Source organism: Paraburkholderia sp. Ac-20336, assembly GCF_017105025.1.
Classification (GTDB): Bacteria; Pseudomonadota; Gammaproteobacteria; order Burkholderiales; family Burkholderiaceae; genus Paraburkholderia.
Genome location: NZ_JAAGPS010000058.1, coordinates 31,316 through 44,923, shown reverse-complemented (window position 1 = coordinate 44,923; position 13,608 = coordinate 31,316). Strand labels below are relative to the sequence as shown.

General features: G+C 64.6%; 16 protein-coding genes. 8 read left to right on the top strand and 8 right to left on the bottom strand.

Annotation, left to right across the window (positions count from 1 at the left end; all coding sequences use genetic code 11):
- The 5 genes from GXB81_RS17670 to GXB81_RS17650 form a co-directional block, all read left to right on the top strand.
- The coding region (locus GXB81_RS17670) for a tetraacyldisaccharide 4'-kinase (protein ID WP_205989898.1) at positions 1 to 425 on the top strand (425 nt) is incomplete at its 5' end.
- Entirely contained in the window at positions 406 to 609 is a 204-nt protein-coding gene (locus GXB81_RS17665; RefSeq protein ID WP_007180583.1) for a Trm112 family protein, read from the top strand. The genes GXB81_RS17670 and GXB81_RS17665, both read left to right, overlap by 20 nt.
- Positions 610 to 841: 232 nt before the next feature.
- Positions 842 to 1,636 carry a 3-deoxy-manno-octulosonate cytidylyltransferase gene (gene kdsB / locus GXB81_RS17660; RefSeq protein ID WP_205989897.1) on the top strand — a complete coding sequence of 265 codons (795 nt, stop codon included), beginning with the start codon at positions 842 to 844 and terminating at the stop codon, positions 1,634 to 1,636.
- Positions 1,637 to 1,855: 219 nt separating this feature from the next.
- The gene (gene adk, locus GXB81_RS17655) at positions 1,856 to 2,521 is read left to right on the top strand and encodes an adenylate kinase (RefSeq protein ID WP_167041031.1); all 666 of its coding nucleotides are present in this window, start codon (positions 1,856 to 1,858) and stop codon (positions 2,519 to 2,521) included.
- Positions 2,522 to 2,739: 218 nt separating this feature from the next.
- On the top strand, positions 2,740 to 3,498 hold the full coding sequence (locus GXB81_RS17650) for a 3-hydroxyacyl-CoA dehydrogenase (protein WP_205989896.1): 759 nt from the start codon (positions 2,740 to 2,742) through the stop codon (positions 3,496 to 3,498).
- Positions 3,499 to 3,669: 171 nt separating this feature from the next.
- Here the strand turns inward: GXB81_RS17650 and GXB81_RS17645 are convergent, their stop codons facing one another.
- The 3 genes from GXB81_RS17645 to GXB81_RS17635 all read right to left on the bottom strand — a co-directional run bounded on the left by GXB81_RS17645 (position 3,670) and on the right by GXB81_RS17635 (position 6,661).
- Positions 3,670 to 4,512: a SirB1 family protein gene (locus tag GXB81_RS17645; protein WP_167041257.1), complete on the bottom strand. Its 843-nt coding sequence runs from the start codon at positions 4,510 to 4,512 to the stop codon at positions 3,670 to 3,672.
- A 5-nt stretch (positions 4,513 to 4,517) separates the two neighbouring features.
- Positions 4,518 to 6,068 (bottom strand): murein biosynthesis integral membrane protein MurJ, encoded by a 1,551-nt coding sequence (gene murJ, locus GXB81_RS17640; protein ID WP_167284008.1) that lies wholly within the window; start codon positions 6,066 to 6,068, stop codon positions 4,518 to 4,520.
- A gap of 422 nt (positions 6,069 to 6,490) precedes the next feature.
- Entirely contained in the window at positions 6,491 to 6,661 is a 171-nt protein-coding gene (locus tag GXB81_RS17635; protein WP_167041025.1) for a hypothetical protein, read from the bottom strand.
- Between GXB81_RS17635 and rpsT the strand changes: the two genes are divergently transcribed.
- Positions 6,660 to 6,938 carry a 30S ribosomal protein S20 gene (rpsT, locus tag GXB81_RS17630; RefSeq protein WP_167041022.1) on the top strand — a complete coding sequence of 93 codons (279 nt, stop codon included), beginning with the start codon at positions 6,660 to 6,662 and terminating at the stop codon, positions 6,936 to 6,938. The genes GXB81_RS17635 and rpsT overlap by 2 nt on opposite strands.
- A 218-nt stretch (positions 6,939 to 7,156) precedes the next feature.
- Here the strand turns inward: rpsT and GXB81_RS17625 are convergent, their stop codons facing one another.
- Positions 7,157 to 7,504, bottom strand: coding sequence for a DUF3579 domain-containing protein (locus GXB81_RS17625; protein ID WP_167041020.1), 348 nt, complete (start codon positions 7,502 to 7,504; stop codon positions 7,157 to 7,159).
- Positions 7,505 to 8,000: 496 nt separating this feature from the next.
- On the opposite strand from GXB81_RS17625, the gene argF reads away from it, so the two are divergent.
- A complete protein-coding gene (gene argF / locus GXB81_RS17620) occupies positions 8,001 to 8,930 on the top strand; it encodes an ornithine carbamoyltransferase (protein ID WP_205989895.1) in 930 nt (309 codons plus the stop codon).
- Between the two features lie 191 nt (positions 8,931 to 9,121).
- Here argF and murB read toward each other — a convergent pair whose 3' ends face one another.
- Positions 9,122 to 10,258 (bottom strand): UDP-N-acetylmuramate dehydrogenase, encoded by a 1,137-nt coding sequence (murB, locus tag GXB81_RS17615; protein WP_205989894.1) that lies wholly within the window; start codon positions 10,256 to 10,258, stop codon positions 9,122 to 9,124.
- 204 nt (positions 10,259 to 10,462) lie between these two features.
- On the opposite strand from murB, the gene GXB81_RS17610 reads away from it, so the two are divergent.
- Complete coding sequence (locus GXB81_RS17610) at positions 10,463 to 10,948, top strand: YajQ family cyclic di-GMP-binding protein (protein WP_167041012.1); 486 nt, start codon at positions 10,463 to 10,465, stop codon at positions 10,946 to 10,948.
- Between the two features lie 157 nt (positions 10,949 to 11,105).
- On the opposite strand, the gene plsY is transcribed toward GXB81_RS17610, so the two are convergent.
- From plsY to xerD, 3 genes are all read right to left on the bottom strand, one after another.
- On the bottom strand, positions 11,106 to 11,741 hold the full coding sequence (gene plsY, locus GXB81_RS17605) for a glycerol-3-phosphate 1-O-acyltransferase PlsY (RefSeq protein WP_167041010.1): 636 nt from the start codon (positions 11,739 to 11,741) through the stop codon (positions 11,106 to 11,108).
- Between the two features lie 148 nt (positions 11,742 to 11,889).
- Positions 11,890 to 12,381: a Cys-tRNA(Pro) deacylase gene (gene ybaK / locus GXB81_RS17600; RefSeq protein WP_167284005.1), complete on the bottom strand. Its 492-nt coding sequence runs from the start codon at positions 12,379 to 12,381 to the stop codon at positions 11,890 to 11,892.
- 248 nt (positions 12,382 to 12,629) lie between these two features.
- On the bottom strand, positions 12,630 to 13,607 hold the full coding sequence (gene xerD, locus GXB81_RS17595) for a site-specific tyrosine recombinase XerD (RefSeq protein ID WP_205192753.1): 978 nt from the start codon (positions 13,605 to 13,607) through the stop codon (positions 12,630 to 12,632).
- Between the last annotated feature and the right edge of the window lies 1 nt (position 13,608).

Sequence of the window (13,608 nt, the reverse complement as noted above, 5' to 3'; positions counted from 1 at the left end):
CCGCGACGCTCATCAACGATCCGTACGCGCGCACGCTGCCCGCCTGGCCCAACACGTTCGCGCTGCAGCTCGCGCCGGCCGACGCATGGCATCTCGACAATCCCGCGCTGCGCCGGCCGCTCGCGCAATTCACCGGTCAGCGCGTGCTGGCCGCGGCCGGCATCGGCGCGCCCGAGCGCTTTTTCGCGACGCTGCGCGCGGCCGGCCTCGCGCCGGCGACCCGCGCGCTGCCCGATCACTACGCCTTCGAGCGCAATCCGTTCGCCGACGTCGACGCCGATGCGATCCTGATTACGGAAAAGGATGCGGTAAAATTGGCGGCCTGGCACGATGCGCGCATCTGGGTAGTCCCGGTCGAAGCCGCGCTCGATCATCGCCTCACTGCATTAGTTGTGGAGAAAGTCCGTGGACGCTCGCCTGCTTGAAATCCTCGTCTGCCCGATCTGCAAGGGCCCGCTCAGCTACGACCGCGCCGCGCAGGAACTGATCTGCAACGCGGACAAGCTCGCCTATCCGATCCGCGACGGCATCCCCGTGATGCTCGTCGACGAAGCGCGGCAAACCGTGGAAGGCACGCCGGTCGATCTGAATCCGGGTTCGGTTGCCTGAATCCGGTTGCCCGAAGCAAAGCGGCGAGTGCGGCAGTACACGGTTGAGAGGCACGCGGTTTCGCCGAGTTCTTCGCATCGCCCGTAGCCGCCGGTTCGCCGCCTTTCCGCAGATTCGCACGTCGTTCCACCGTTTTGCCGTTCAGCGCTGCTTGTCGTTTCAGCCCGAATCCGCGGCTCGCCGCGCGCGCAACCGCTTCCCTCGCTTTTATCGCCGCCCGCCTTTTCATTCGATGACCCACACCGCCACTCATCCGTTTATCGCCGTCGTGCCGGCCCGCCTCGCCTCGACGCGTCTGCCCAACAAGCCGCTCGCCGACATCGGCGGCAAGCCGATGGTGGTGCGGGTCGCCGAACGCGCGCGCGAGTCGGGTGCACAGCAGGTGCTGATCGCATCGGATGCGCAGGAAGTGCTCGACGCGGCGCACGCTCACGGCTTCGACGCGGTGCTCACGCGCGCCGATCATCCGTCGGGCACGGACCGTCTCGCGGAAGTGGCGACGCGCTTCGGCTGGAGCGACGACACGATCGTCGTCAACGTGCAGGGCGACGAGCCGCTGATCGACCCCGCGCTCGTGCATGGCGTCGCCGCGCATCTCGCGGCCTCGAACGGCTGCGCGATCGCCACGGCCGCGCATCCGATCAGCGACCCCGCCGAAATCTTCAATCCGAACGTCGTCAAGGTCGTGCCCGATGCGCGCGGCGTCGCGCTGTACTTCTCGCGCGCGCCGATTCCGTGGGCACGCGACGCATGGCAGCCGCACTGGCCGAACGTCGCGTCGATGCCCACGCCGCCCGCCCCTGCGGTCGTGTACCGGCATATCGGCCTGTATGCCTATCGCGCGAAATTCCTGCGCACGTACCCGAGTCTCGCGATCTCGCCGATCGAACAGGCCGAAGCGCTCGAACAGTTGCGCGCGATGTGGCACGGCGAGCGCATCGCCGTGCTCGTCACGCACGACGTGCCGCTGCCGGGTGTCGATACCCCCGCCGATCTCGCGCGCGTGCGGACTTTATTCGGGTCTTGAGCGCGGGAAGCCATGGCATAATCGGACGGTTGTGCGCGCCCCCATAACAGGCGACACCCAGGGTTGTCCCGATCGCAACGTTGCCTTCCGCAGCGCCGTCGTTTTCGACGTGCAGCGCGAAACGCGCAACGGCCAGCCGATGCGAGCCCTTCGGAGAGTCAGCGTCGCCGGGATAGTTGCCGCGTCACCAAAGAATTCACATAGATCTGGAGATATCACATGCGTTTGATCCTGTTGGGTGCACCGGGCGCGGGCAAGGGCACTCAGGCAAACTTCATCAAGGAAAAATTCGGCATTCCGCAAATTTCCACCGGCGACATGCTGCGCGCGGCCGTCAAGGCAGGCACGCCGCTCGGTCTCGAAGCGAAGCGCTTCATGGACGCGGGCGAGCTCGTCACGGACGAACTCATCATCAACCTCGTGAAAGAGCGTCTGCAACAGCCGGACTGCGCGAACGGCTATCTGTTCGACGGTTTCCCGCGCACGATTCCGCAAGCCGAGGCCATGAAGCAGGCCGGCGTCGCGATCGACTACGTGCTGGAAATCGACGTGCCGTTCGACGAGATCATCGAGCGCATGAGCGGCCGCCGCTCGCATCCGGCCTCGGGCCGCACGTATCACGTCAAGTTCAATCCGCCGAAGGTCGAAGGTATCGACGACGTAACCGGCGAGCCGCTGATCCAGCGCGACGACGACAAGGAAGAAACGGTCAAGAAGCGCCTCGAAGTGTACGAGTCGCAAACCAAGCCGCTGATCGACTACTACAACGACTGGGCCAATCACGGCGACGCCTCGACCCAGTTGAAGGCACCGCAATACCGCCGCATTTCGGGCCTCGGCAGCGTCGACGAAATCCGCGCCCGCGCGTTCGACGCGCTCAAGTAAGCACGCCGAACGCCGCCTGCGTTCGACGAAAAACCCGCCTATTCCGGCGGGTTTTTCATTGATGTGCGCCGCTCGGGACGCGACCGACTTTTGCCGGGAGAAGGCATAGCGTCACACGGACGCGCTAGCCTTTTGCATCGCAGCACAACCGCTACAATCGGTCGGCGAACCCAGACTCGATCGAAACAGCACTGAGTAACCGCAGCAAAGGAGAAGACATGGAAATTCGTGACAACGCATTCCTGATCACCGGCGGTGCATCGGGTCTCGGCGCCGCTACCGCGCGCCTCATCGCCGAAAACGGCGGCAAGGTCGCGCTCGCCGACCTCAACGTGGACGCGGGCGAAGCGCTCGCGGCGGAACTCGGCGGCGTGTTCGTCAAATGCGACGTGAGCCGCGAAGAGGACGCGACGCAAGCCGTCGAAGCCGCGGCCAAATTCGGCACGCTGCGCGGTCTCGTCAATTGCGCGGGTGTCGCGCCGGCCGCAAAAACGGTCGGCAAGGACGGCGCGCATCCGCTCGATCTGTTCGCGCGCACGATCTCGATCAACCTGGTCGGCACGTTCAACATGATCCGGCTCGCGGCAATGCAGATGTCGAAGAACGAACCGAACGCGTATGGCGAGCGCGGTGTGATCATCAGCACGGCGTCGGTCGCCGCGTACGATGGTCAGATCGGCCAGGCGGCCTACGCCGCGTCGAAGGGCGGCGTGGTCGGCATGACGCTGCCGATCGCGCGCGACCTGTCACGCAATGGCATTCGCGTCATGACGATTGCGCCCGGCATCTTCGAAACGCCAATGCTGCTCGGCATGCCGCAGGAAGTACAGGACGCGCTCGGTGCGATGGTGCCGTTCCCGCCGCGCCTCGGCAAACCGGCGGAATACGCGATGCTCGCCAAGCAGATCTTCGACAACCCGATGCTGAACGGCGAAGTGATCCGTTTGGACGGCGCGATTCGCATGCAGCCGAAGTGAAATGACGGCCGCCTGAAACGCGAGGCCATGCCGCCCTCGCGCGGCCTGCGGCGCGAAGCGAAAAAAAGCCTGCACATGAACCCTGTGCAGGCTTTTGCGTTTTATGCAGGCTTAAAACCGCGCGCGGCCGTTATGCGCTGTTATGCGCCAGCGCGCGCCGCCCTGCCCCCGTCATGCGCCGCCATCGTGCCGCGTGCGCTGCCGCAACTCATGCAGTTGCGACTCGACCACCGTGGCATCTTCCGCATCGGGGCGGTCACCGAGATAGTTTTCGAGGTCTTCGAGCGCGGGACGCAGATAGTCGAGCCGCGCATACGCGAAACCGCGATCGCGCACTTCCTCGATATTGTCCGGCAGCAGAATGACGAGCCGCTGCTGCACCGCGAGCAGCCGCTGCCAACGCTCGGTCTGCAGATAGATCGCCTTCAGATTGCGCAGCATCCGCGCGATGATCTCGCGGCGCGTGGCCGGCTGCAGCAGCATGCGCAATGCGCGGCCGATCGAGTCGCCGGCCGACGCCACGTACGGCTCGAGCATCTCGACCATCTGCGCTTCGGACAGCGAATGGCCGTTGGTCGGATCGAGCATCACGTCGCCGTCGGGCGTCGTCACGCGCAGCAGAAAGTGGCCCGGAAACGATACGCCGCGCACCGGAATACCCACCTGCTCGGCCATCTCCAGATACAGCACCGCGAGCGAAATCGGAATGCCGCGACGGCGCTTCAGCACCGCATTCAGATGGCTGTTATCGGGGTCGTAATAATCGTTGAGATTGCTGGCGAAACCGAGTTCGCGGAAAAAGAACCGGTTCAGCACGCCGACCTTCTGCCGGATGTCGGCATCCTCGGGCATATGGCGCCGCAGACGCAGCACCAGTTCATCGAGCTCGGACAGCGCCGCCTGCAGATCGAGGTCGGGATAGGCGTCCTGCGCGAGCGAGAGCGCCGTCTCGGTCAAGGGCAGGCTTTCGTCATCGGCGACGAGCGTGCTGAAATAATCGAGAACCCGCGTCATCGTGATCACTTCACTCGCCTTTTGAAATACGCGTACTTGAAGCCCATCAGCCAAAGCATACCGAAATATAGCGCGGCGAACAGCACGAGGCATGCGCCGAGCAGCACGATGCGGTTGAGCGGCTGGCTATGCATGCCGATCCAGTCGAAGCTGATCGCGAGCCAGCGCATCACCCCGGCCAGCACGAGACACGCGCCGAGCAACTGCACGAAAAACCTGAGCCAGCCGCTCGACGGCATGTAAATGCCGCGTTTGCGCAGACCGATAAACAGCAGCAAGGCGTTCATGCAGGCACCGAGCCCGACGCTCAGCGTCAGCCCCGCATGCGAGAACACCGGCACGAACACGTAATTGCTCAACTGCGTCACGATCAGCACGCCAACGCCGATCTTCACCGGCGTCTTGATGTCCTGCTTCGCGTAGAAGCCCGGCGCGAGAATCTTGATCATGATCAGGCCGATCAGGCCAACGCCATAGGCGGCGAGCGCGCGGCTCACCATCACGACCGAGTTGCCGTCGAACTTGCCGTAGTTGAACAGCACGGCGGTCAGCGGCTCGGCGAAGAAGAACAGCGCCACCGCGCTCGGCGCCGCGAGTAGGAACGTGACGCGCAGCCCCCAGTCGAGCAGCGACGAATACTCGTGCGAATCGGCGTCGACATGCGCCTTCGAGAGGCTCGGCAGCAGGATCGTGCCGAGCGCGACGCCGAGCAGCGCGGTCGGAAACTCCATCAGCCGGTCGGCGTAGTTGATCCACGACACCGCGCCCGGACCGATGTGCGACGCGATGTTCGTGTTGATGATGAGGCTGATCTGCGCAACCGACACCGCGAACATCGCCGGCACCATCTTCGCGAGCACCCGCTTCACGCCGCGATGCGCGAGCGCGCGCAACGGATTCAGGCCGATGCGCGGCACCATGTCGATCTTCTTCAGGCCCGGCAGCTGCACGATGAACTGCAGCACGCCGCCGACGATCACCGCCCACGCGAGCGCGTAGACCGGCGTCTGCAGATGCGGCGCGACGAACACCGCGGCCGCGATGAACGCGAGGTTCAGCAGCACCGGCGCGAACGCGGGCAGCGAGAAGTTCTTGTACGTGTTCAGCACGCCGGACGCGAGCGACGTCAGCGAGATGAAGATGATGTACGGGAACATGATGCGCGTCATCGCGACCGCGAGATCGTACGCGTGGCCCTCGTGCGCAAGGCCCGATGCGACCACGAACACAACGCCCGACGCGCCGAGCACGCCGAGCACCGACAGCACGGCGAGCGCCCACGCGAGCACGGTCGAGGTCGCGTCGACGAGTGCCTTGGTGGCGTCGTGGCCTTGCTGGTTCTTGAACTCCGCGAGGATCGGCACGAAGGCCTGCGAGAACGCGCCCTCGGCGGAAATCCGGCGCAGCAGGTTGGGAATGCGAAAGGCGACGTAGAACGCGTCAGTGTATTGACTGGCACCGAACGCACGGGCGATCAGCGTTTCACGGGCCAGTCCGGTCACGCGCGACAGCAGCGTGAAGCCGCTGACCGTCAGCAGGGCTCGGAATAGATTCATGGGGCGCTTATTATACGGGTGCCGCAAATGCGGACGACGAGCCGGAACGCGATTCGGACCGATTTGCCGCGAGGACGTTCGCGGCAATGGGCTGCAAAGCGTTGTTTTTCGTACTTTTCTGTGCTTTTTCCGGCTCGACGCGGCGGATTTTGCCGGCGAGTCGGATGGATGAGCCTCCCGGTTCGGTTCTCTGTTCAGGCCTGGCGCATACGGCCAGCGCTTCGCCCTTTCCTCTGCGGTTTCATAAGGCCAGCGCCCGAAGCATAGGTTTCCGGCATGACACCACGCCGGCCGCTGTTGCACAGTCACGCATTGTCGTTGCCACGTGCCTGATTTTGTTGCTATAATCGTCGGTTTCGAAGCTCGCTCAGTTTTCGAACGGTTTTTCGGACAAGATTCTCGGGTTGGCGCCACGCCACCCGTCAATCCGCCGGAACAACCCGAAACACGGGCCCGCCTTCGCGTAGTTCGATCGATTTTTTCGACACTTTTGCGCCCTTGGGCAATCGCTTCCAGGGGTTCGGATCGAGAAGCAGCACCTCGCCACACGAATGGCGGGTACTGGAAACAGGAACAGGATAAGGAACCGTCATGGCTAACTCCGCACAAGCACGCAAGCGCGCCCGCCAGGCCGCGAAGGCAAACTCGCACAACTCGGCACTGCGCTCGAAGTTCCGCACGGCTATCAAGGCTGTCCGCAAGGCAATCGACGCAGGCGACCAGGCTAAGGCCGCTGAAATCTTCAAGGCATCGTCGAAGACCATCGACATCATCGCCGACAAGAACATCATTCACAAGAACAAGGCAGCTCGCCACAAGAGCCGCCTCGCTGCAGCCGTCAAGGGTCTGCAAGCGCCCGCAGCGCAGTAATTCCGGTCGGCCCGCTTCGGTGGGCCACCTCCTGTTTCCGCTGCACGAGAAGCCCGCTTTGGCGGGCTTTTTTGTTTCGCACGGGCCGTTTGCGCCCACGTTCCGGCAAACCACCGAGTTTGGCCCCGCCCGGCCGCAATGCCTCGCAATGCTTGGCCGTAAAAAAACCCGCTACTCGCGGGTTTTTGTTTTTGCCTCGACCGACCGGTCAGCCTGCCTCAGATCACGTGACGCTTGGCTTGCGGGGGCGGCGCGTGCTCGAGTTCCAGTTCGCAGGCCTCGGTCACGACGAGGTCGTTGTCTTTCGCGAAATTGAGCACGAAGTCGAAAGCCATCGGCTCGATGTCGCGCAGGCGCGAATCGAGAATCACGCATTTGAGGTCGCCGACCATGGTCGGCCGAACGTACAGCGAGTACTGCATATAGGCGTTCGGCCCCTTCCTCACACCGGGCCCAAAGGACGACATCACGCCCGCGAGCCGCTCCGACCAGTCGCTCGGCCGAAACTTTTTTCCGGTCGACGTGATGCCCTGAATGAAATATTCGATTGGAGCTGCTTCGGCCATGTAGGAATACCTGTGTAACTGCCCAGCGGATGACGGCAAACCGGCGATGCACCGGCCGTGCGCCCGGACTCGCCGCGGACGGCATGCACGGCAGTCGCTTGCGACCGCCTGCGACGCAGGCTGGCGCTGACGCAAACACTAACGAACCCACCACGAGAACGGCTGCGGGAACCGGCTGAACCGCCTTGACGCCTGCCAAGACGGCCACGCCGCGACAGGCTTTCCGCACCTTGCGAGCCGCGTTTGCGCCGTATTTCTCGATACGGAACATCGGCTTGCCGGGCTTGGGATAACCCTGAGATTATAGCGCAGCGGACCTTCTTCCGCACCGCACACAGGCACGCCGCGGTGTCCGCGAGACGCTTTCAGACCCCTCTCCCGGCCCTCTGGCCGACTCGTCAAACGGGGAGAAATCCTTTATCCTGCATTGAGTTACCACCAAACGACGGCGGCGCAGTCCGGCAACCCTGCCGGGTGAGACCGCCGTATTTGTTTTATGACCGCCAAGAAAATTCGCCACTACCTGCAGTTCAAGGATTTCTCGCTGGAAGACTACGAGTACGTGCTCGAACGCGCGCGCATCCTGAAACGCAAATTCAAGAACTACGAGACCTATCACCCGCTGCACGACCGCACGCTGGCGATGATCTTCGAAAAGAATTCGACGCGCACGCGTCTGTCGTTCGAGGCGGGCATCTTCCAGCTAGGCGGCCACGCGGTGTTCATGAGCACGCGCGACACGCAGCTTGGCCGCGGCGAGCCGATCGAAGACGCCGCGCAGGTCATTTCGCGCATGGTCGACATCATCATGATCCGCACGTTCGGCCAGGACATCCTCGAGCGCTTTGCCGACAACTCGCGGGTGCCGGTCATCAACGGGCTCACCAACGAATACCACCCGTGCCAGGTGCTCGCAGATATTTTCACGTACTTCGAGCATCGCGGCCCGATCCGCGGCAAGACGGTCGCCTGGGTCGGCGACGCGAACAACATGCTCTACACGTGGATCGAAGCCGCGCAGATTCTCGGCTTCAAGCTGCGCGTGTCCACGCCGCCGGGCTACAAGGTCGACCACGCGCTCGTCGCCGCCGAAAGCGCGCCGTTCTACGAAGAATTCGACGATCCGAACGAGGCCTGCGCGGGCGCCGACCTCGTGACGACCGACGTCTGGACCAGCATGGGCTTCGAGGCCGAAAACGAAGCGCGCAAGCAAGCCTTTGCTGACTGGTGCGTCGATGCCGACATGATGGCGCGCGCGCATCCGGACGCGCTCTTCATGCACTGCCTGCCCGCCCACCGCGGCGAGGAAGTCAGCGCGGAAGTGATCGACGGTCCGCAAAGCGTGGTGTGGGACGAGGCGGAAAACCGTCTGCACGTGCAAAAGGCGCTGATGGAATTCCTGCTGCTCGGCAAGCTCAACCACTGAGCATGGGCGCAAGCGCGACGGGGCCTTGAATACGAGGCAAGGCATCCGCCGCCGGCGTCACGCCCGGCATGCGTCCGGGGCGTCGCAAGCGCCCACGCAGCGGCACGACTGAAGCCAGAAACAAAAAAGCGCCGGGACAACACGCCCGGCGCTTTTTTTATTTCCGCCACGACAAAACCCGAAGCCGCGCGTCACAGGCATACCGGTTCCGCCTCCAGTTCCACGCCAAATTGTTCGAGCACGTCGCGCTGGATCGCCCGCGCGAGCGCCAGCACCTGCGCGCCGCTCGCGCCGCCGCGATTGACGAGCACGAGCGCCTGCCGGTCGTGCACGGCCGCCGCCCCCATCGCACGGCCCTTCCAGCCGCATCGGTCGATCAGCCAGCCCGCGGCCAGCTTCACCCGGCCATCGGGCTGCGGATAAGACACGACGTCGGGCTCGCGGCGCTTGAGCGCATCGAATTGCGCCGCTTCGATCACCGGATTCTTGAAGAAGCTGCCCGCGTTGCCGAGTTGCAGCGGATCGGGCAGCTTTGCGCGCCGCACCGCGACCACCGCGTCGAAGATCGCCTGCGCGGTCGGCTGCGGGCGCACGCCGCCGGCCGTCTCGGCGCTGACCTCATAGCCTTGCGCCGCCAGCTCGCGCGCCAGATCCGCGTAGCCGGCGCGCGGTTGCCAGTGCTTCGGCAAACGGAACGTCACCGAGGTAATCACGAAACGCTCGCGCCCTTCCCGCTTGAAGAAACTGTCGCGGTAGCCGAAACGGCACGCCTGCGCATCGAGTTCGATCGCTTCGCCGGTCGCCAGCTCGATCGCCCGCAGCGACACGAAGCGCTCGCACATCTCCAGCCCGTATGCGCCGATGTTCTGGATCGGCGCCGCGCCGACCGTGCCCGGAATCAGTGCGAGATTCTCGAGGCCGGGCAGCCCCTGCGCCAACGTCCACGCGACGAACTCGTGCCACGGCTCGCCGCCGGCGGCTTCGACGTACCAGGCGTCCTGATCCTCGCGCACGACGCGGCGGCCGCGCAGCGCCACCAGCAGCACGAGCCCGGCGAAGTCGCCGGTCAGCACGACGTTGCTGCCGCCGCCGAGCACGAGGCGCGGCAAGCCGGCGACGCGCGGATCGCGCACCGCGGCCAGCAGTTGCGGCTCGCGCTCGATCACGCAGGCAAACCGCGCACGCACGTCGAAGCCGAACGTGTTGTGCGCCTTCAGCGAATAGTCGGCGAGAAGCGCGGCGGAATCGGCAACGGCATCGGCGGATGCCGCCACAGAAACGGCGGCAGAAGCAGCTACGGAACCGGCGGCGGAATCGGATCGGGACATCGGAGCGAAAATCAGGGGAAACGTCGACTGGCGACAAAGTAGCGCCGTCCGGCGCCGGATCGGCCGCTCTCGCGACACCGCGCGGCGGCCTTGGGCAAAAGGGAGCGGCGTCGGTAAAATGACGTCCGGTCCGTGATTATAGCGAGTGCCCCGCGAGCAGCCGACCGGCCGCGTCGCGCACCGCCGCACTATTGGGAGAATGCAATGCCATCGTTTGACGTCGTCTGCGAAGCGAACATGATCGAAGTCAAGAACGCGATCGAACAGTCCAACAAGGAAATTTCCACGCGCTTCGACTTCAAGGGCTCCGACGCGCGCGTCGAGCACAAGGAAAACGAACTCACCGCCTTCGCCGACGACGACTTCAAGCTCGGCCAGGTGAAAGACGTGCTGCTGTCGAAAATGGCCAAGCGCAATGTCGACGTGCGCTTTCTCGACTACGGCAAGATCGAGAAGATCGGCGGCGACAAGGTCAAGCAGGTCATCAAGATCAAGAAGGGCGTGTCCGGCGATCTGTCGAAGAAAATCGTGCGCATCGTGAAGGACAGCAAGATCAAGGTGCAGGCGAGCATTCAGGGCGACGCGGTGCGCGTGACCGGCGGCAAGCGCGACGATCTACAAAGCGTGATCGCGCTGCTGCGCAAGGACGTGACCGACACGCCGCTCGACTTCAACAATTTCCGCGACTAGGCGACTAGGCGGCGAGGTTTGGCGGGGCTGGCGGCAAGCCTCGCGCCAGCGCCCGGACGGCCGCCGCCGCGGTATCGGAAACATCGGCAAACCTTGCATCCGCGACGGCTTGCGCGCCAAAGCGGACGTCAAACCGCCACGGCCACTCAACCCCGCCTCAAAGATCGTTCCCCGCCGCCGGGCTCGCCGCCTTCTTCTTGTCGCCGATCCGGCTCTCCTGCCCGCGCATCAGCTTCGCGATATTGCCTCGATGGCGCCAGACGAGCAGCGCGCTCATCACGAGCACCGCCAGCGCGACGATGCGCGGCCCGAACAGGAACACGTAGAAGAGCGGCGCGAACACCGCCGAGCACAGCGCCGCGAGCGACGAATAGCGCGTGAAGAACGCGACGATCAGCCAGGTCAGCAGCGTGGCGACGCCGAGCGTCGGGTTGATCGCGAGCAGCACGCCGGCCGCGGTCGCCACGCCCTTGCCGCCCTTGAAGCGGAAGAAAACCGGATACAGGTGCCCGAGAAACACGGCGAGCGACGCAATTGCCACCGACTTGTCGTCGAGCCCGTAACGCGAGCCGACATGCACGACGAACCAGACCGGCAGCCAGCCCTTGAACGCATCGCCGATCAGCGTGAGAATCGCCGCCTTCTTGCTGCCGCTGCGCAGCACGTTGGTGGCGCCGGGGTTGCCCGAGCCGTACGAACGCGGGTCGTCGAGACCCATCGCGGCGCTCACGATCACAGCGAACGACAGCGAACCGATCAGATAGGCAACGACAGCAACGATCACATTTTGCATCTGGGACTCTTATAAGGATCGCGGTCTGACACTCGACACCCCAACCGCATCAGGGCATGCCCGTCGAAACAGGGCGGCGCACATTCTACCGAACGCGTCCGCGCGAAAAACAGTCCGGCCAACATTCAGGCCGGCGTCGCCTGAAAAATCAGTCGACACTCGCGCACTGCACCGGCTGCGCCGCCAGCAATTCGGTGAGCACCTTCGGCTCGATGCTGACGAGAAAGCCGCGCCGCCCGCCGTTCAGCCAGATCCGGTCCATCTCGAGAATGCTCGACTCGACGTACACCGGCATCGGCTTGCGCGTGCCGAACGGCGACGTGCCGCCGATCAGATAACCCGAATGCCGGTTCGCGACGTCGGGCTTGCACGGCTCGACGCGCTTCGCGCCGATCTGCCGCGCGAGGTTCTTCGTGCTCACGGTGCGATCGCCGTGCATCAGCACGATCAGCGGCTTCGCGTGCTCGTCTTCCATCACGAGCGTCTTCACGACATGATGCTCGTCCACGCCGAGCTGGCGCGCCGATTCGCCGGTGCCGCCGTGCTCGACATAGTCGTAAGGATGCTCGCCGAAGGTGACGCCGTGGCGGCGCAACAGTTGTGTGGCCGGCGTTTCGGAGACGTGTCTGGATTTGCTCATCGGCGCATTGTAATGGCGAGTCCGCACGACGGCTATTTGCCGAACGGCCAATTGTGTGGGTCCAGCGGCTGTGGCACGATCGTTCGGAATCAGGCTGGCGTGAGGAGACAGCGTTGAATCCGGTTTCATCCATCCGTTCCACGATCGACATTGCCGCGTTGCTCGCCGCCCTGCCCGCGCGCATCAGCGAAATTCCGGCGCTTGCCGCCGCGCGCGACTCGCGACCCTACCACCGCGATCGCCAAACCTCACCCGCGCGGATGATGCTGCGCATGCAGCGACTTCAACCGCTCGCGCGCGACGTGCGTGTAGATCTGCGTGGTCGAGATATCGGTATGGCCGAGCAGCAGTTGCACGACGCGCAAATCCGCGCCGTGATTGAGCAGATGCGTCGCGAACGCGTGCCGCAGCGTATGCGGCGACAACGGCGCATGCACGCCGGCCGCCTGCGCGTGCCGCTTGATGATGTTCCAGAACTGCTGGCGTGTCATGCCTTCCGCGCGCGTCGTGACGAACAGCGCGTCCGCCGCGCGCGCGCCGAGCAGCGCCGGGCGCGCGTCGCGCAGATAACGCGCGATCCACGCGTGCGCCTCTTCGCCGAACGGAATCAGGCGCTCTTTCGAGCCCTTGCCGGTCACGCGCACGACGCCATCGTTCAGGCTCACTTCCACGCTCTTCAGCGTGACGAGCTCGGTGACGCGCAGGCCGCTCGCGTACATCAGTTCGAGCATCGTGCGATCGCGCAAGCCGAGCGACGTGTCGATATCGGGCGCGCCGAGCAGTGCTTCGACCTGCGCCTCGCTCAGCGTGGACGGAAAACGCGGCGGCTGTTTCGCCGAGCGGATGCGCAGCGTCGGATCGACGGCCGCGCGATGCTCGCGCACCGCCCACGCGTAATAGCGGCGAAACACCGAGAGCCGCCGGTTCGCCGAGGTCGCCTTGTCCTTCTGCCTCACCGCGCTGTAGGCGGTCAGGTCGGCCTCGCTCGCGGTATCGAGCGACGCGTTGCGCGCGTGCGCGAGCCATTCGCAGAAGAGCCGCAGATCGCGGCGATACGCGTCGAGCGTGTTGCGCGACAGGCCATGTTCGAGCCACAGCGCGTCGCAGAATGCGTCGATCGACGCGCCGCTCGTGACGAGCAGCGGCGACGCGTTCGCCGCGTCGCCGGTATGCGCGGCGGCCGGTGCGACCGCCGCGATATCGGTGGAAATGTCGGTATCGGTCATG